The organism is Ruficoccus sp. ZRK36 (assembly GCF_019603315.1).
Taxonomy (GTDB): Bacteria; Verrucomicrobiota; Verrucomicrobiia; order Opitutales; family Cerasicoccaceae; genus Ruficoccus.
This window is the reverse complement of the sequence record NZ_CP080649.1, coordinates 1,347,104-1,364,169: the sequence shown is the minus strand read 5'-3', so window position 1 is coordinate 1,364,169 and position 17,066 is coordinate 1,347,104. Positions and strand designations below refer to the sequence as shown.

The following is a 17,066-nucleotide window of genomic DNA, read 5'->3' as shown; positions in this document are numbered from 1 at the left end:
GATGAAAAAACTTCTCCTGACCACCCTCGCCTCTCTGGGAGCAGCCGCGTCCCTGAGCGCCGTCCAGACCTTTTCTGTCCTCCAGGCAGACTACACGGCCTTCGCCAGCGGCGAGCCCAAGGACGTCTCCCTCTCCAATCTGGGCGAGATCGGCCTAGCCCCCACCCTGGAGCAGCTCACCGTCCTCGACGACCCGGTCATCTGGCGGGCTGTCGCTGACAAGCAGGGGAATCTTTACCTCGGCACTGGCAAGGAGGGCACCGTCTACAAGATGACCCCCACCGGCGAGATCGAGACCGTTTTCTCGCCGGAGGAAATCCTCACCCGCGCACTGGTGCTCGACGACGAGGGCAACCTCTACGTCGGCACCTCACCGCAAGGCCGCGTATACCGCATCCCGCCCGGCCAGCGGCCCGAGATCTACTTCGACCCCGCCGACGAGTACATCTGGGACATGATCTTTGACAAGGACGGCAATCTCTACGTCGCCACCGGAGCCGCCGGGACCATTTACAAGCTCAAGCCCGACTTCAAGCCCGGCGATGAGGCGGTGAAGTGGTTCGAAACCGACCGCGCCCACGTCACGACCCTGACCTTTGACCCCGAGGGTAACCTGCTCGCCGGAACGGCTCCCCGCGCCTATCTCTACCGTATCGCCCCCGACGGCACGGGAACCGTCATCTACAATGCCGGTACGGATGAAATCTCAGGCGTGAGCACCGCCGAGGACGGCACCGTATACTTCTCCACGCTGCACGTCTCCGGTAACGAACCGAAGAAAGACAAGAACGGCTCCGCGCAGAACCTGCCCGACATCCTGGAGCGACTTGAGCGCAGCACGGGCACCCGCAATCGTGGCGGCCCCGGCGACAAGGACGAACCCGATGAACCCACCGCCTCCAAGGCACCGAGCCTCCTTTTCGCGCTCGGTACGGATGGCTTTGCCGAGCCGCTGTGGTCTCCGGTCAACATGAACATCTGCACCTTTCTGCCGCGCCCGGATGGCAGCTTTCTGATCGGTGCCAGCGAGGATGGCAGCCTTTTCAGCGTTAATGATCTCACCCAGTGGAGTCTGCTGCAGTGTGCCGAGAGCGGAGGTGAGGTGACTGATCTTGTGTCCGTCCCCGGCGAGGAAGGAGCCGTCTACGTCCTCACCAGTAACCCCGGCGCCGTCTACAAACTTTCGGGCCGTCCTGCCGCGAGCGGGAGCTTTACCTCCGAGCCGGTCGATGCGGAGATCATTGCCCGCTGGGGGACGCTGCGACTCTTTGGCAGCGCCACTCAGGAGGTCCCCGGCATCAACTGGGAGACCCGCACCGGTAACTCCCCCCAACCCGACGCGACCTGGAGTGCCTGGACCGGCCTGAAGGACCACACCGTGGCCAGCCCTCCCGGACGCTACCTGCAGTACAAAGCCGCCTTTGACCAGCCCGAGGCCCTCCTGCGCGGCGTGCGACTCTTTTACACCACCCCCAACTCAGCACCCCTGGTCAGCCGGATCAACGTCCTGCCCGGCGGCCTGACCATCATCTCTATCCCTCCGAAGCCCTCCCCGATCAGTGTCGCCCAACTGACAGGCAGCAACGACCCGGCCGGGCTGGAGCAGGAGCCGCCGCCCATCCAGCAGATTCGCCCCCTAGGCGAGAGCGGGTTTTTCTCGGCAGGCTGGCGCGCCTATGACCCCAACGGCGACGAGCTCGTCTACGCCGTCGCCATCAAGCCTGACAGCGACAGCGAGTGGATCACCCTGACCGATGACCTTGATGTGAATGTCTTCTCCTTCAATACCCGCGGCTTGGACGATGGCTACTACCGGCTAAAAGTCACCGCCTCCGATCAGCTCGACAACCCGCCCGACGAGGCACGCACCGGCACCAAGATCAGCCAGCCCTTTCTGGTGGATAACACCGCGCCCGTCGTCACCCTGGAAACCCAGAAGCACAACGACGACAACACCGTGCTCGTCTTTACCGCCACGGACAAGAGCAGCGTCATCGCCGCCGCCAGCTACGTGCTCGACGGCGGGGCACCTGTCACCCTCCAGCCCGAGGACGGGATCTTTGACGCGCAGGAGGAAATCTTCCGCATCAAGCTCGACAGCCCCAAGCCCGGCCCCCACAGCATCGTGGTCGAGGTGCTCGACGAGTCTGCCAACCGCGGAGTCGCCCAGACAACCTTCACCGTGGAGGCTCAGCCAGAAGACTCATCGAGCAATTAGCCTGCTCCAAGCATCCCAAACCAGCACAAGACAATCCTACCGGCTATTCGTGAGGACACCCCAATAAGTCGTTCTAATTTTATAAATTAACAAATATTTGACAAATCATCCAGCCTTAATGCTAATACTGGTGAAGTAACATCCCACTAGTATTAAGGACATGATGAAAACAAATCTACTCGCTACTCTCGCCATCCTCGCCCTCAGCGCTATACCGTCTTTCGGGGCCATCAACATCAGTTTCAGCTACGATCCCAACACAAATACAACGACTGCCTACTACTCAGGCTCCTGGGTGGCCTCCTTCAATAACTTCTCCTCATATTCAGAAATTGATATAAGTCCGACGGCGTTTTACGCCATTGATGGTTGGTTTATGCTTTCGGGCGATGATTTCGAAGGCGTGACTTTCGCCTGGGGCGAAGCGACAGCCGACAGCCAGGATGGCGACTTCCTCGCCTTCGATAGCGAACGTCTCTACGCCCCCTCGGGCTATGTGAGCGGCGACGATATTAATGGCAGCCTGACTTTTGAAGAAACCACTCTGGCCGACCTCGGACTGAGCCTTGGCCAAACCGACACCTACACCTCACAGAGTGGAAACAATACCGTCAGCTTTGAAGCCGTCCAGGTCCCCGAGACCTCAACCTACGCCTTTGGCCTCGGCTTGGTTGCCATCGGATATGCAATCATCCGCGGACGCGGGCGACGATAGACATTGAGGATCTTTACCTTAGCAGTTTACGGATAAAAAAGCAGCGCGCTTGTCCAAGCGCGCTGCTTTTTTATGCAATGCTGTAGCGTGCCAACGGTTTCCGCCCGCAGGACACGTTAAATGTGCCGCTCGCCCCTAGAAGCTCATCGACTCGCCGGGGGCCAGCACATGGCCTTCGCAGACGATGTCCTCGGCTCCCGAGAGCTTCGAGACGAACGACATCGGATCGATCTCAATCGGCGGGAAGGTATTGTAGTGGCAGGGCACGACACGCTTGGCCTTTAAGAATGACACGGCCTTGACCGCCTCGAAGGGCCCCATGGTGAAATGCCCACCGATGGGCACCATTGCCAGGTCGATATCGTGCTGCTCGCCGGTCAGCTTCATATCCATGGTCAGCGCCGTGTCGCCAGCATGGTAAAAGGTCTGCCCCTGCGACATGACGAGGATGCCTGCCGGCTCCCCCATGTAGATGGGCAGGCCGTCCGGCCCCGGATAGCTGGAGCTGTGGTGCGCCGTGGTCAGCTTGACATGGCCAAAGGGAAATGCCGACGGACCTCCGAGGTTCATCGCAACGGTGCGCAGGCCCTTGTGCCCGCAGTAGGAGGCCAGCTCATAGGTGGCGATGACGGGCGCATCGTTGGCCTTGGAAATCGTCTCGGTGTCGCCGTAGTGGTCAGCGTGCCCGTGCGTCAGCAGGATGTAGTCGCACTTGATGTCCTCGGGCTTGACGGGGCAGAGGGGGTTGTCGGAGAGGAAGGGGTCGAACAGCAGCTTGTGCTCTTCGGTTTCAAGCAAACAGGCGGAATGTCCAAAGTAGGTCAGTTTCATAAGTCCGATTGTAAGAAGCCGTCCCTCACACGAAAAGGATGAATTTCACCTCAGACCAACAATCCGCCCGCAGCGCTTTATTTTAAGGGCCGGCGCGGCTATAATTCTTCGCATGCGTCACCATCTGCATGCCGAGCTGGAGCTGCCCCTGCCTATCGGGGAGGTGTTCGACTTTTTCTCCAAGGCTGAGAACCTCCAGCGCATCACCCCGCCGAGTCTCGGGTTCGAGATACTCACGCCGCTGCCGATCAAGATGAAGGTCGGCACGCTGATCGACTACCGCATAAAGATCTCCGGCCTGCCCATGCGCTGGCGCACCCACATCCCGGTCTGGGACCCGCCACATGAGTTTGTCGATGAGCAGCTCAAAGGCCCATACCGCAGCTGGGTCCATCGCCACCGCTTCGAGGAGATCGACAGCGGCCGCACCCGCATCCTCGACGACGTCACCTATGTGCTGCCCCTCACCCCCTTGGGCGACCTCGCCTACCCGTTCATCAAGCGCCAGGTCGAGACCATCTTCCGCTATCGCAACGAAATGATCCCGAAGCTGCTGCCGGAGGCGTAACGCCTACCGACGGCGCACCCGCTTGAGACCGATCACCAGGAGGCAGGCACCGCCGAGGATCGCTGCATAGGTGCTCGGCTCGGGGACATTAGAGTCCACGAGGGTGACGTCGATAAGGTGTTCGGCATCTGAGGCCGTGGCGTAATATAGCCCATCGCCGACCACCGTTGACAAGTTAGCCCAGAGCGAAGCCAACGCGCCCTCGGTCGTCTCCGTCAGCGTCATCGTGCCGTCACCCCAAGGCGTCAGGCTGTCGCTGCCAGAGTCGTGCCTCACCAGGAAATCAGCGGCATCCCCGGTCCTGCCATAGGACAAAATCAGGTCTGTGCCCGTCGAGGTCGCCACAGCCAGCCCCGCGTCCTCCCACGAGCTCAGGTATAAATACAGATCGATCGACAACTCACTCTGCGTGGATTCCGAGTAGAGATAGAGCGCCGAACCGGTATGCCATGGGCCGTCCGCCTGAATATTGTCCTCTTTGGAGGCAATAACGACTCCCGTAATATCGATCCAGAGCCCTCCTGAAAAAACGTCGCTCGTATCGCCCAGGACGGAGCCGCCCCCCGTAGTCGAGGTCGGGGCCGAGCCCGCAGAGGCGATCACGATCGTCCCGGCAGTGGAATCATAGGTGAAGGTAATGGAGATCGCCGCGTCAGCAGCGGGCACAGCAAGGAGGGAGCCGAGGGCACACAGGGCCAGAAGGGGCTTCGGCGCAGATGACAGGGCTCTTGCGAGCGCAGTAAAGATGTTCATAATCTCGTTGGCTGGGGTTTAGGGTAAGAATCCATTCTTACAAAAACTAACTGTATTATCAATAGATAACAGCCCCCATTAAGCTCTTCAAAATAACGTTACACCCTTCGAGCTCTTTTCTCGAATATCCCCAACAGAGCACTCCGACAACCGGATACCGGGAGCCTTCACTCAAGCCCGATAAGATCGCATGGCCGGCACCTGCCTTCACCTCCGTAATTCCGCGCTTGCCTCACGGGACAGGTTTTGCGTGACTCTGTGGCTTTTCTGCCATGAAACGTACGCACACCTGCAGCCAGCTTTCCAAGCCCGATGTGGACTCAGCCGTGACCTTGATCGGCTGGGTTGAATCCGTCCGCGACCACGGCGGCGTCCTTTTCGTGGACCTGCGCGACCGCGAGGGCATGACCCAGGTCGTGTTCGACCCGGACTTCCCGGAGATCCACGAGCGCGCCGGGCACCTCAAGGACGAGTCCGTGATCCAGATCACCGGTAAGGTCCGCGCCCGCTCCGCCGAGACCGTCAACGCCAAGATGGCCACCGGCGAGATCGAGGTCTACGCCGACTCGCTGCTCGTGCACAACGCCTGCGATACGCTGCCCTTCCCGCTGGAGGAAGAGAAGGCCGAGAAGGTTAACGAAGACCTGCGCCTGACCTACCGCTACCTGGACTTGCGCCGCCAGAAGATGCTCAACCTGCTCAAGCTGCGCAGCAAGGCCTCCAAGAGCGTTCGCGACTATCTCGACGAAAACGGCTTCCTCGACATCGAGGTGCCCATCCTTTTCAAGAGCACCCCCGAGGGCGCGCGCGAGTTTCTCGTGCCCAGCCGCCTCAACCCCGGTGACTTCTACGCCCTCAGCCAGTCCCCCCAGCAGTACAAGCAGATGCTCATGGTGGCCGGTGTCGAGCGCTACTACAGCATCGCCCGCTGCTTCCGCGACGAGGACCTGCGCGCTGACCGCCAGCCGGAGTTCACCCAGATCGACATGGAGATGTCCTTCATCGAGCGCGACGACATGTACGGGCTGATCGAGGGTATGCTCAAAAAGGTCTGGAAGGACGTGCTCAATGTCGACATCCCCACACCTTTCCCGCGCCTGCCCTACCCGGACGCCATGAACCGCTACGGCTCCGACAAGCCGGACACGCGCTTCGAGCTCGAAATCCAGGACTTTACCGAAGAGTTTTCCAACTCCTCCTTCAAGGTCTTCAAGGGTGCCATCGACAAGGGCGGCTGCCTCAAGGCCTTTAACGCCAAGGGCCTCGGTGACATCACCCAGGGCGAGGTAAAGAACCTCGAAGACATTGCCAAGACCCTCGGTGCCAAGGGCCTGGCCTACATCGTCGTGCGCGGCGATGACCCGGCCAACTGGCGCTCCCCGATCCTCAAGTTTATCTCTGAGGAAGAGCTCAAAGCCCTGCGCGAGCGCCTCAACATCGAAGACGGCGACTTGATCTTCTTCGCAGCCACCGGCTGGGAGCAGGCCTGCGCCATTCTCGGGCGTATCCGCCTGGAGGCCGCCCAGCTGCTCGTCAAGCGCGGCAAGATGGAGATTTCCTCCGACCAGTACAACTTCCTCTGGGTCGTGGACTTCCCGCTCATGCTCTTTGATGAGGAAGCCGGTCGCTACGTGGCCTCGCACCACCCCTTTACCGCACCCGTTCCGGAAGACATCGAAAAGCTCGATACTGACCCGAAGAACATCCGCTCGCAGGCCTACGACGTAGTCCTCAACGGCTCCGAACTCGGCGGCGGCTCGATCCGTATCCACCAGCCCGAGCTTCAGAACAAGGTCCTGCGCGACGTGCTCGGCATGAGCGAGGAAATCGTCGAAAGCCGCTTCGGGTACATGCTCAAGGCCTTCAACTTCGGCGCCCCTCCGCACGGCGGGATCGCCCTGGGCCTCGACCGCATGTGCGCGATCCTCGGCAAGACCAAGAGCATCCGCGACGTCATCGCCTTCCCGAAGACCCAGAAGGGGCAGGACCTGATGGCCTCCGTCCCCGGTCCGGTCCAGCCCAAGCAGCTCCGCGATGTGCATGTCGCTTCGGTTGACCTGCCCGAGTAAGCTCCGGCCCTACAAAGATTAAGCCTCAGGCGACAGTAGAGCTAAAGGACTCTTCATTTTTATCCAAAGCCCCGCACGGCAAAAGCTGTAGCGGGGCTTTTTTGTGCCCGATTACACCGATATCCGGCCCCTCTCGCAGGGAGTGTTTCAGGCCCTGTTTTCGACGCCGATTTCGTTTTTAACGTAATTTTATCCGGCGCTCAGAGCGAAAAAGACAGAATGCGAAAAGAGCTTAAAGCGAGCAACTTACCGCATTTGCACAAAAAGTAAGCTGTGTAAAATTGGTGCACATCGGGATCATTTTTTAGGCGTTACCCCGTGGAGAGCGCGTGTTGGCACGCACGCTGCTATATCGCCTACGCCTAAACTCAAACGTGAAACCAGAAACGCTCTGATTTCAAACAAACCCTAAACAATATCATGATAACTAAACTCAGATTCTGGAAGTTTCTGCTGCTTGGACTCGGCCTGGCCTTTATCGCCAGCTCCACCTCCATGGCACAGGAAGTCGATAAACTGACCGAGGGCGCCGCCCTTGAAACCTACGAAGGTTTCATGAGCACCCCCGCTTCAGCCTACTTCACGGTCAGCAACCTGTGGATCCTCATTTCCGCCGCGCTGGTCTTCATCATGCACCTCGGCTTCTCCTGCGTGGAGACCGGTCTGACCCAGAGCAAGAACACGGTGAACATTCTGTTCAAGAACGTGTTCATCGTCTGCATGGGCGTCATCGTGTATGCTCTGTGGGGCTTCAACGCGATGTACCCGGGCGACTTCAACGGCTTCTTCGCCGCTGGCAGCCCGATCCCGAGCATGTTCGCCGATGAAGACATCTTCGGCAACATGACCAGCGCCTACGCTGACTACACCTACTGGGCCGACTTCATCTTCCAGGCCATGTTCGCCGCTACCGCTGCGACCATCGTCTCCGGTGCCGTGGCCGAGCGCATCAAGCTCTCCAGCTTCATGGTCTACGCCACGATCCTGGTGTGCTTCATCTACCCGATCACGGGCTCCTGGGAATGGGGCGGCGGCTGGCTGAACAACTTCAGCGGCGGTGAAAAGGAATTCATGGACTTCGCCGGTTCCTCGCTGGTGCACGCCTTCGGTGGTTACGCTGCCTTGGCTGCTGTTATCCTGCTGGGCGCTCGTAAGGGCAAGTACGTCAACGGTAAGGTCAAGCCGATCCTCGGCCACTCCATGCCGCTGGCTGCCATCGGTGTGTTCATGCTGTTCTTCGGCTGGTTCGGGTTTAACGGTGGTTCCGTGCTCAGCGCTGACCCGCAGCTCGTGTCCTTCGTCTTCGTGACGACCACGCTCGCCGGTTGTGCTGGTGGCCTCGGTGCCATGTTCACCTCCTGGATCCTGCTCAAGAAGCCGGACCTCTCCATGGGCCTCAACGGTATCCTCGCCGGTCTCGTCGGTATCACCGCTGGTGCTGACACGATCCCGCCGTGGTCTGCCGTTCTCGTCGGCGTCATCGCTGGTGTCATCGTCGTGATCGCCGTTCTGTTCTTCGACAAGATCAAGATCGACGACCCGGTTGGTGCTATCTCCGTCCACGGCATCTGCGGTAACTTCGGCACGATCGCCGTTGGTATCTGGGGCGGCGGCTTCTTCATGTCGCAGCTCATCGGTACGGTGGCCATTTCCGCCTTTGCATTCATTTGCTCCTTCATCATCTTCGGCATCGTCAAGGCCATCATGGGCGTCCGCGTGAGCGAAGAAGAAGAGAGCGAAGGCCTCGACATCGGCGAGCACGGTCAGGAATCCTATCCGGACTTCGCTCCCGCCACGAAGGGTTAATCGGGTGGAATTTACCTTGATTCCACGTAACCTATCTGAATGCTAACAGAAAAGGAAAATTGCCATGAAGCTCATTAAAGCGATTATCAAGCCCTTCAAGCTGGAGGAAGTTAAAGAAGCTCTCTCCGAAATCGGCATCGAAGGCATGACCGTCACCGAGGTCAAAGGTTTCGGACGCCAGAAAGGCCATACCGAAATCTACCGCGGCAGCGAATACACCGTCGACTTTCTCCCGAAGGTCATGGTGGACATCGCCGTGTCGGACGACGTCGTAGCCAAGACCGTTGAGGCTGTCTCCAAGGCCGCCAAGACGGGTAAGATCGGCGACGGCAAGATCTTCGTCCTCCCGCTGGACGAAGTGATCCGCATCCGCACTGACGAAAAGGGCGACGGAGCCATCTAAGGCACCTCCCTCTCTAGCGAGTCATTTCACAGGCCGGGGTCCGCAAGGACCCCGGTTTTTTTATGCCACCAGCGATAAATCCATCGCAGCGAGAGACATAGGGCCGATACAGGCCCATACTGCGCACAGTCTCCGCCCAGGTAACGCTATCGCCCAGTGTATAAAATTTTACCTCTCCTCGGAGGTGTTCAAAGATTTGCCATTGTCGGCTGGCGTGAGGCCGAGAATAAAGGGCGCAGCGATTTCCGCCCACGAGGCGGGATCAATCTCCTGCCCCGAGCGCTCCTCTCCCCAGTGGGCTTTGAGCATATCGGTATCCACCACGCCGGGAGAAAGCGGCACGCAGGCCAGCCCCTTGGGCAAATCCAGCGCCACGGCTTTGCTCAGCCCCTCGACGGCATGCTTGGAGGCGACATAGGCGGAGAAATTCTTCACCGCAAAGCGCCCCACCCCGGAGCTAATATTGACCACGATCCCGCTCCCGCGGGCGATCATCCCCGGCAGGAAGGCCCGCATGACATTGGCCGGGCCTTTCACATTCGTATCGATAACGGAATCGTAATCCTCCTGCGACAGCTCCCAGAAGGCCTTTCCCGGATGCGCCACTGCGGCGTTGTTGATCAATAGATCCGGTGCCCCGAAACGGTCCTGCACATCGAGCGCCCAGGCCTGCACAGACTCGGTGTCGAGCACATCCACCACGGACAGGTAGGGATAAGGATCGAGCGCGCGTCGCACCTCCTCCACCGCCTCAAACCGTCGCCCGCAGCCGATGACCGTATGGCCGAGACGCGTAAACTTTTCCACCAGGGCACGGCCCAGGCCACGGGTAATACCTGTCAGGACGATCTTGCGCGGAGATTCGGTGCTCATGCCCCTACGATGCCTTATTTTCCGTCGTCTGGCCAGTGCTGAGCCGTTTTTTACACAGCCACAGCCCCAATAAGAGACAAACTCACGCTGCGCGTAAAGAGTCCGTCACGGAACGCTTTTTGCTTTTATTGGGCACCGGGGAGGTATTCGATAGTCTTAGATATATGGAAGTGACTTTTTTAGGGACGGGCACCTCGCAGGGGGTTCCCATGATCGCGCACGAGAATGAGGGCTGCGACCTGACGAATACGAAAAACTGGCGCACCCGCTGCGCCATGCACATCGTGATGGACGGCTGGCACGTCCAGATCGACGCCGGACCGGAGTTCCGGCTGCAGTGCCTGCGCCATGACCTACGCCAGATCGATACCTTTATCCTGACCCACGGGCACGCCGACCACATCATGGGCATGGACGACCTGCGGCGCTTCTGCGACCTGCGCAACTTCAGCGCGCTGGAGGTGTACAGCTCCGAGGAGGGCCTGACCCGCCTGCGCCAGGTGTTCCCCTATGCCATCGGCGACAAACCCGTCCGCAAGGGCTACGCGGCCTTTCGCCCCATCCCCATGCCCGAAAAGCTGGAGACCCCCGGCGGCGATATTTACTCCACCCTGCTCCCGCACGGCGGTTTTGAATCACTGGGCCTGGTCTTCGTGGAAAAGTCCACCGGCAGCAAATTTGTCTACTACAACGACTGCAAGGAGATCACTCCGCGCGGCTACGAACTCGCCGAGGGCGCGGCAGCGGTCGTGCTGGACGGGCTCCGCCCCACCGAGCACCCTAGCCACATGACCATCGACGAGGCCACCGAGGCCGCCCTCAAAATCGGTGCCCCCCAGAGCTGGCTCACGCACCTGACTTTCCAGGTCGATCACGCCACCTGGGAGGCCAAGCTCCCCGAGACCGTCCACCTGGCCTACGACGGGCTCAAGCTCACGCTCTGAGCGTGATTCGCCCCGCGAAGACACCCGGCGCGTCAGTTACGGCTTGCGCCTGAACGCGCACGGGCCGAATCTTTGCGGCGTGAATGCTAAGGCAAACAGCGGGCAGGTGAGCGTCCGCATCATTCCGTGCCTCGATGTCCACGCCGGGCGCGTGGTCAAGGGCGTGAATTTCGTTAACCTGATCGACGCGGGCGACCCCGTCGAGCAGGCCAAAGCCTATGAGGCTCAGGGCGCGGACGAGCTGGTCTTTCTGGACATCACCGCCTCCAGCGACGAGCGCGCGATCATGCGCGAGGTAGTCGAGCGCACCGCCTCGGAGTGCTTCATGCCCGTGACCGTGGGCGGTGGCCTGCGCACCGTGGACGACATCCGCGCCATGCTGAATGCCGGAGCGGACAAGGTCTCCCTCAACACCGCTGCCGTGCAAAACCCGCAGCTCATCCGCGAGGCCTCGGACATTTTCGGTAACCAGTGCATCGTCGTCGCCGTAGACGCAAAGAATGTAGCACCCGGCAAATGGAAAGTGTTCACTCACGGTGGACGCCGCGAGACGGAATGGGATGCCATCGAGTGGGCGCGCGAAGTCGTGCGCCTCGGCGCTGGCGAAATCCTGCTCACCAGCATGGACGCGGACGGTACCAAGGCCGGCTACGACATCGAGCTGACGCGCGCCGTGAGCGAGGCAGTAGAAGTCCCCGTCATCGCCTCGGGTGGTGCGGGCAGCCTCGACCACCTCGTTGATGTGCTGCAGCAGGGCAAAGCCAGTGCTGTGCTCGCAGCCTCGATCTTCCACTTTGGCACGTACTCGATTCTGCAGGCTAAAGAAAAGATCGCCTCGGCCGGGCTTCCGGTACGACTGCCGCTTGAGGCTTGAGCCCGTGCCCAGTCCCGTTAGTTTCTGAGCTATGAAATTCCCTAAAATCGCCTCTGATCTGCCCAAGGAGCTCACCATCCTGGCCGGAATCCTGATCGCACTGGGCGCGCTGGCGCTTGTGCGTACCGTCATTTCGCTAACCATGCAGGGTGGCCACAATGTCGACTTCCTCATCCTGATGCTGCTGGCCGGTTACGGGCTCCTGCGACTGAAGCCCTACTGGCGCCTGTTTACTCTGACCATCTCGGTCTTCGTCCTGGTCTTTACGGCGATGCCGCTGATCTTCGCCCTGCTCAGGTGGAGCCAGCCCTATCCTCCCGGCCAGACCGTCGGCTTTCAGGTCTACTTCTGGTTTGTCACCGTGATGGGGATCGGAGCCAGCGCCTGGGCCCTGTACGTGCTCAATAAGCCCTCCATCGCAAGGCTCTTCACGAAGTAGCAGGACAGAGTCCTGCACCTGTAATCCTACGGGTCACCCAGGCATTTTCAGGAGAAAATGCCATCACTCACCCTCGACGGCGAGCAGGGCCCGCCACGGGAGCATGGCGCACTTGACGCGGGGCGGCAGGTGGCGAATGCCTCCCAGCGCGGCCACATCTTCCCAGTAGTCCGTCTCCGCCTCGTCCGGCTCAGCTCCGGTCAGGAAGCTCCGAAAGCGCTCCGCCAAGGCCTGTGCCTCGGGGACCGTCAGCCCACGGATACGCTCCCCCATGAGGGAGCACGAGGCCCGCAGCACGGCGCTTCCAGCCGCTTCCCAGCCCACAGCAGTGATGGTACCGTCCGCACCTGTTTCCAGAGTCAGCCGCACCTTGTCCCCGGCCTCCGGGTTCTCAGCCTCGGCCCGGTAGGCAGGCGCAGCCAGCAGCCCCTGCCCACGCGGGTGCTTGCTGTGGTCGAGCAGGATTTCCTGATAAAGCTCCGGAGTCAGCGGCATAAGCTTAAACTCAATCACGCCCGCAGCCGTGAATCAATCGCGGACTCCGGTGCGATTAATTCCGGCATTTGGCTTGCGGGATGCTGTTTTTGATTTAGGTTCTCAACTAAGAATGATTCCAAATAAGCAGACAGAAACCCTGCTCGCAGATCGGCCTTCTCCGGAAACGATCGCAGCGTGGCGTCAGGACTTTCCCATTCTCGGACGTGAGGTCAACGGCAAGCCCTTGATCTATCTCGACAACGGTGCTTCCTCGCAAAAACCGCGCGCCGTCATCAACCGCCTGGAGCACTACTACGCCCACGAGCACGCCAACATCCACCGCGGTGTGCACGTGCTCAGCCAGGAGGCCACTGGTGCCTACGAAGCCGCCCGCGAGACCGTGGCCCGCTATCTCAATGCCGCCGAGGCCCGCGAATGTATCTTCACCCGCGGGGCCACCGAGGCGATTAACCTCGTGGCCAGCTCGTGGGGCGGGGCCAACCTCCAGGCGGGTGACGAGGTGCTGCTCACCGTGATGGAGCACCACGCCAACATCGTCCCGTGGCAGATGCTCGAAACGCGCCTCGGCATCAAGCTCGTGGTCGCCCCGATTTCAGATGAGGGCGAGCTACTCGTCGAAGAGTGGGAAAAGCTCATCAGCCCGCGCACGAAGCTGGCCGCCTTTTGCCACGCCTCCAACTCGCTCGGCACGGTCAATCCGGCCAAGGCCATGATCGCCAAAGCCCACGCCAAGGGCGTGCCAGTCCTGCTGGACGGGGCACAGTCCAGCGCCCACATGAAGATCGACGTGCGCGATCTGGACTGCGACTGGTTCGTGTGCAGCGGGCACAAGATTTTCGGCCCCACCGGGATCGGCGTCCTCTACGGTAAGGCCGCCCTGCTCGGCGCCATGCCCCCCTATCAGGGCGGTGGTGACATGATCGACGTGGTGAGCTTCTCCGGGACGACCTTTCGCGGGCTGCCGGAGCGCTTCGAGGCAGGCACTCCGAACATCGCCGGTGCCATCGGCCTGGCCGCCGCCTTTGACTACCTGGACAGCATTGGCCATGAGGCCATCGCCGCCCAGGAGCAGGACCTGCTCGCCTATGCCACCGCCCAGCTTCAGCAGATAGAGGGGCTGACCATTTACGGTCGCGCAGCCGAAAAGGTCTCACTCATTTCCTTTATGATCGACGGGCTCCACCCCAACGACATCGGCACGATGCTCGATATGGACGGCATCGCCGTGCGTACCGGGCACCACTGCACCATGCCGCTGTGGGAGCGCTTCGGGCTGACCGGCACCACCCGCGCCTCCTTCGCCTTTTATAATACTCGCGAGGAAATCGACGCACTCATTACCAGCCTGAATAAAATCCGCCGCCTCTTCCTCGGCTAGCGGAGTACCTCCGCTGGCACTGATGGCTCCACGAAGGTGGAGCCATGGGCAACGGTGATTAACGCCAATTCAAACGAGCTTCGTCTGGCATCGCTTGCGCAATCCTTGTGGTAGGCACGCTGGGCCGCAGCGACAGAGCACCTCAGCGTCGTGTGCGGTCACACCCCGCAATAATGCGCTTGCAACGACGGCGGGTCGTGGGCACTCCTTTTGGCCATGAGCAAAGTCGTTATTGTCGGAGCCGGTGGTGTCGGGAAAGTGGTCGCACACAAGTGCGCCCAGGCTGAAAACATCTTTACGGATATTCTGCTGGCCTCGCGCACGGTGGAGAAGTGCGACCTCATCGCCGAGGAGATCCAGCGCATGCGTGGCAAGACCATCCGCACCTGCGCACTCGATGCCGACAACGTACCGCAAGTCACCCGTCTGCTCGAATCGGAAAAGCCGGACCTGCTGATCAACGTCGCCCTCCCCTATCAGGACCTGAACCTGATGGACGCCTGCCTCGCCGCTGGCGTCGACTACATCGACACCGCCAACTACGAGCCGCTCGATACGCCTAAGTTCGAGTACAAGTGGCAGTGGGCCTACAAGGAGCGCTTCAAGGAGGCCGGCCTGATGGCTCTGCTCGGCTCGGGCTTCGACCCCGGCGTGACAAATGTCTTCTGCGCTTACGCCCAAAAGCACCTCTTTGACGAGATCCACACCGTGGACATCGTGGACGTCAACGCCGGTAACCACGGCCTGCCCTTTGCCACGAACTTTAACCCCGAGATCAACATCCGCGAGATCACGCAGGAGGGCCGCTACTGGGAAGAGGGCGAGTTCAAGGCCGTCTCCCCGATGTCCGTGAAGTGCGACTACACCTTCCCAGCCGGGATCGGATCGCAACCGCTTTACCTGCTCTACCATGAGGAGCTGGAGTCGCTCGCGCTCAACCTCAAGGGCCTGAAGCGCATCCGTTTCTGGATGGGCTTTTCGGAGAATTATCTCAACCACCTGAACGTGCTGCAAAACGTCGGCATGACCGCGCACGAGCCCGTGATGTTCGAAGGTAAGGCCATCTCGCCGGTCGCTTTCCTGCGCTCCGTACTGCCCGACCCGGCCAGCCTCGCCGAGCGCTACACCGGTAAGATCTGCATCGGCTGCGACATCACCGGCGTCAAGGACGGCCAGGTAAAGCGCTACTTCGTGCGTAGTATCCTCGACCACGTCGACACCTACAAGGACACACGCAGCCAGGCCATCAGCTACTCCACCGGCGTCCCCGCCGTGACTGGCGCGGCCATGGTCGCCACCGGTAAGTGGCACAAGGACGGCGTCTACAACATGGAGCAATGCGACCCCGATCCGTTCCTGGAGCTGATGCCTAAGCTCGGCATCACCTGGGGCGTCGAGGAGCTCGACCCTGCTGGCGCAATCAAGTAATTTTCTGACTCAGCCAACTGCGCTTTCATGCAGCACTTCACGCACTTCGATCCGGCCCGCGCCCCCTCCCCCAGCTACGTGGTGGACCTGCGCGCGCTGGAGAAAAACTGTGAACTGCTGGGCGAGGTCCAGCGCCGCACCGGCTGCAAGATCCTGCTCGCGCTCAAGGGCTACGCTGCCTTTTCGACCTTTGATGTAATCCGTCCACACCTGGCCGGTGTCACTGCGAGCGGCCTGCACGAAGCGCTGCTGGGCGAGGAGTTTTTCGGGGGCGAAATCCACGCCTACTCCCCCGCCTTTAAAGAGGACGAGATGCGCAACCTCGTGCGTTTCACGCACTCGCTTTCCTTCAACTCGCTCGCTCAGTGGCGGCAGATGCGCCCCATCGTCGAGGCCGCGAAAAACCCGCCCAGTTGCGGACTGCGCGTGAACCCCGAGTACGCCGAGGTCGAGGTGGAGATTTACAATCCCTGCGCCGCCGGCTCGCGCCTGGGGATCACCGCCGCCTCGCTTGAGGGCGAAGACCTGTCAGGGCTGGAGGGCTTGCACTTTCACACCATGTGCGAGCAGGGCGCCGATGTCCTGGAGCGCACGCTGCCGCACTTCGAGAAAAAATTCGGCCATCTCATCCCGCAGATGAAGTGGGTCAACTTCGGTGGCGGGCACCACATCACCCGCGCCGACTACGACGTGGACCTGCTCTGCAGGCTTGTATCGGATTTCCATGACAAATACGGCGTGCAGGTCTACCTGGAGCCCGGCGAGGCCATCGCCATCGGTACGGGTGTACTCGTCGCTACGGTGATCGACATCGTGGACAATGCCGGACCCGTCGCCATCCTCGACACCTCCGTCACCTGCCACATGCCCGACGTATTGGAAATGCCCTACAGGGCGGACATCGTCGGCGGCGGGCTACCCGATGAGCACGCACACACCTACCGGCTCGGCGGCCCCAGCTGCCTCGCAGGCGATGTCGCCGGCAGCTATTCCTTTAAAGAGCCACTTCGCATCGGGCAGCGGTTGGTCTTCCTCGACATGTCGCACTACACGATGGTGAAGACCACGACCTTCAACGGCGTCCCCCTGCCCTCGATCTGCACCTGGGACCCGGCCGCAGACAAGATCGAAGTCGTAAAAAAGTTCGGCTATTCAGACTACCGAAACCGCCTGTCCTAAGCCTTCGGCGGCAGGCTAAAACACTCTTGGCGCAGCCCCATGGAGTCTGCTAGTGTTTATACTGTCTGCTCTCCCCCTTCTCGCGAAGTC

The 17,066-nt window shown here is 60.6% G+C and carries 16 protein-coding genes; 12 read left to right on the top strand and 4 right to left on the bottom strand.

The annotated features are described in order from the left end of the window. The first annotated feature begins 1 nt into the window (after position 1). Positions 2-2,218, top strand: a complete 2,217-nt coding sequence (locus tag K0V07_RS06055; protein ID WP_220623642.1) for a hypothetical protein — start codon at positions 2-4, stop codon at positions 2,216-2,218. Positions 2,219-2,378: 160 nt separating this feature from the next. Then, positions 2,379-2,933 carry a hypothetical protein gene (locus K0V07_RS06050; protein ID WP_220623641.1) on the top strand — a complete coding sequence of 185 codons (555 nt, stop codon included), beginning with the start codon at positions 2,379-2,381 and terminating at the stop codon, positions 2,931-2,933. A 135-nt stretch (positions 2,934-3,068) separates the two neighbouring features. Here the strand turns inward: K0V07_RS06050 and K0V07_RS06045 are convergent, their stop codons facing one another. Next, positions 3,069-3,764 (bottom strand): metal-dependent hydrolase, encoded by a 696-nt coding sequence (locus K0V07_RS06045; RefSeq protein WP_220623640.1) that lies wholly within the window; start codon positions 3,762-3,764, stop codon positions 3,069-3,071. 112 nt (positions 3,765-3,876) lie between these two features. Between K0V07_RS06045 and K0V07_RS06040 the strand changes: the two genes are divergently transcribed. Beyond that, complete coding sequence (locus K0V07_RS06040; RefSeq protein WP_220623639.1) at positions 3,877-4,332, top strand: SRPBCC family protein; 456 nt, start codon at positions 3,877-3,879, stop codon at positions 4,330-4,332. 3 nt (positions 4,333-4,335) lie between these two features. Here the strand turns inward: K0V07_RS06040 and K0V07_RS06035 are convergent, their stop codons facing one another. Continuing rightward, positions 4,336-5,085: a PEP-CTERM sorting domain-containing protein gene (locus K0V07_RS06035; RefSeq protein ID WP_220623638.1), complete on the bottom strand. Its 750-nt coding sequence runs from the start codon at positions 5,083-5,085 to the stop codon at positions 4,336-4,338. A gap of 272 nt (positions 5,086-5,357) precedes the next feature. On the opposite strand from K0V07_RS06035, the gene aspS reads away from it, so the two are divergent. The 3 genes from aspS (at position 5,358) to K0V07_RS06020 (ending at position 9,363) form a co-directional block, all read left to right on the top strand. Beyond that, positions 5,358-7,154, top strand: a complete 1,797-nt coding sequence (gene aspS / locus K0V07_RS06030; protein ID WP_220623637.1) for an aspartate--tRNA ligase — start codon at positions 5,358-5,360, stop codon at positions 7,152-7,154. 555 nt (positions 7,155-7,709) lie between these two features. After that, positions 7,710-8,960: an ammonium transporter gene (gene amt / locus K0V07_RS06025; RefSeq protein ID WP_345778172.1), complete on the top strand. Its 1,251-nt coding sequence runs from the start codon at positions 7,710-7,712 to the stop codon at positions 8,958-8,960. 64 nt (positions 8,961-9,024) lie between these two features. Further along, complete coding sequence (locus K0V07_RS06020; protein ID WP_185677094.1) at positions 9,025-9,363, top strand: P-II family nitrogen regulator; 339 nt, start codon at positions 9,025-9,027, stop codon at positions 9,361-9,363. Positions 9,364-9,531: 168 nt separating this feature from the next. Here K0V07_RS06020 and K0V07_RS06015 read toward each other — a convergent pair whose 3' ends face one another. Next, positions 9,532-10,236, bottom strand: a complete 705-nt coding sequence (locus tag K0V07_RS06015; RefSeq protein ID WP_220623635.1) for an SDR family oxidoreductase — start codon at positions 10,234-10,236, stop codon at positions 9,532-9,534. 164 nt (positions 10,237-10,400) lie between these two features. Here K0V07_RS06015 and K0V07_RS06010 point away from each other — a divergent pair, with 164 nt between their 5' ends. The 3 genes from K0V07_RS06010 (at position 10,401) to K0V07_RS06000 (ending at position 12,493) form a co-directional block, all read left to right on the top strand. Continuing rightward, on the top strand, positions 10,401-11,180 hold the full coding sequence (locus K0V07_RS06010; protein WP_220623634.1) for an MBL fold metallo-hydrolase: 780 nt from the start codon (positions 10,401-10,403) through the stop codon (positions 11,178-11,180). Positions 11,181-11,259: 79 nt separating this feature from the next. After that, positions 11,260-12,054 (top strand): imidazole glycerol phosphate synthase subunit HisF, encoded by a 795-nt coding sequence (gene hisF / locus K0V07_RS06005; RefSeq protein WP_255568165.1) that lies wholly within the window; start codon positions 11,260-11,262, stop codon positions 12,052-12,054. Between the two features lie 31 nt (positions 12,055-12,085). Continuing rightward, complete coding sequence (locus tag K0V07_RS06000; RefSeq protein WP_220623633.1) at positions 12,086-12,493, top strand: hypothetical protein; 408 nt, start codon at positions 12,086-12,088, stop codon at positions 12,491-12,493. A 63-nt stretch (positions 12,494-12,556) separates the two neighbouring features. On the opposite strand, the gene sufU is transcribed toward K0V07_RS06000, so the two are convergent. Beyond that, on the bottom strand, positions 12,557-12,988 hold the full coding sequence (gene sufU / locus K0V07_RS05995) for a Fe-S cluster assembly sulfur transfer protein SufU (RefSeq protein WP_220623632.1): 432 nt from the start codon (positions 12,986-12,988) through the stop codon (positions 12,557-12,559). Between the two features lie 112 nt (positions 12,989-13,100). Here sufU and K0V07_RS05990 point away from each other — a divergent pair, with 112 nt between their 5' ends. The 3 genes from K0V07_RS05990 to nspC all read left to right on the top strand — a co-directional run bounded on the left by K0V07_RS05990 (position 13,101) and on the right by nspC (position 16,976). After that, a complete protein-coding gene (locus K0V07_RS05990) occupies positions 13,101-14,369 on the top strand; it encodes a cysteine desulfurase (RefSeq protein ID WP_220623631.1) in 1,269 nt (422 codons plus the stop codon). Positions 14,370-14,585: 216 nt separating this feature from the next. Further along, a complete protein-coding gene (locus K0V07_RS05985) occupies positions 14,586-15,797 on the top strand; it encodes a saccharopine dehydrogenase family protein (protein ID WP_220623630.1) in 1,212 nt (403 codons plus the stop codon). A 27-nt stretch (positions 15,798-15,824) separates the two neighbouring features. Continuing rightward, positions 15,825-16,976, top strand: coding sequence for a carboxynorspermidine decarboxylase (gene nspC, locus K0V07_RS05980; protein ID WP_220623629.1), 1,152 nt, complete (start codon positions 15,825-15,827; stop codon positions 16,974-16,976). The last annotated feature ends 90 nt before the right edge of the window (positions 16,977-17,066 follow it).

Coding starts and splice junctions, on each gene's coding strand:
- K0V07_RS06055 (WP_220623642.1), top strand. CDS start 2: ATGAAAAAACTTCTCCTGACCACCCTCGCCTCTCTGGGAGCAGCCGCG.
- K0V07_RS06050 (WP_220623641.1), top strand. CDS start 2,379: ATGATGAAAACAAATCTACTCGCTACTCTCGCCATCCTCGCCCTCAGC.
- K0V07_RS06045 (WP_220623640.1), bottom strand. CDS start 3,764: ATGAAACTGACCTACTTTGGACATTCCGCCTGTTTGCTTGAAACCGAA.
- K0V07_RS06040 (WP_220623639.1), top strand. CDS start 3,877: ATGCGTCACCATCTGCATGCCGAGCTGGAGCTGCCCCTGCCTATCGGG.
- K0V07_RS06035 (WP_220623638.1), bottom strand. CDS start 5,085: ATGAACATCTTTACTGCGCTCGCAAGAGCCCTGTCATCTGCGCCGAAG.
- aspS (WP_220623637.1), top strand. CDS start 5,358: ATGAAACGTACGCACACCTGCAGCCAGCTTTCCAAGCCCGATGTGGAC.
- amt (WP_345778172.1), top strand. CDS start 7,710: ATGAGCACCCCCGCTTCAGCCTACTTCACGGTCAGCAACCTGTGGATC.
- K0V07_RS06020 (WP_185677094.1), top strand. CDS start 9,025: ATGAAGCTCATTAAAGCGATTATCAAGCCCTTCAAGCTGGAGGAAGTT.
- K0V07_RS06015 (WP_220623635.1), bottom strand. CDS start 10,236: ATGAGCACCGAATCTCCGCGCAAGATCGTCCTGACAGGTATTACCCGT.
- K0V07_RS06010 (WP_220623634.1), top strand. CDS start 10,401: ATGGAAGTGACTTTTTTAGGGACGGGCACCTCGCAGGGGGTTCCCATG.
- K0V07_RS06000 (WP_220623633.1), top strand. CDS start 12,086: ATGAAATTCCCTAAAATCGCCTCTGATCTGCCCAAGGAGCTCACCATC.
- sufU (WP_220623632.1), bottom strand. CDS start 12,988: ATGCCGCTGACTCCGGAGCTTTATCAGGAAATCCTGCTCGACCACAGC.
- K0V07_RS05990 (WP_220623631.1), top strand. CDS start 13,101: ATGATTCCAAATAAGCAGACAGAAACCCTGCTCGCAGATCGGCCTTCT.
- K0V07_RS05985 (WP_220623630.1), top strand. CDS start 14,586: ATGAGCAAAGTCGTTATTGTCGGAGCCGGTGGTGTCGGGAAAGTGGTC.
- nspC (WP_220623629.1), top strand. CDS start 15,825: ATGCAGCACTTCACGCACTTCGATCCGGCCCGCGCCCCCTCCCCCAGC.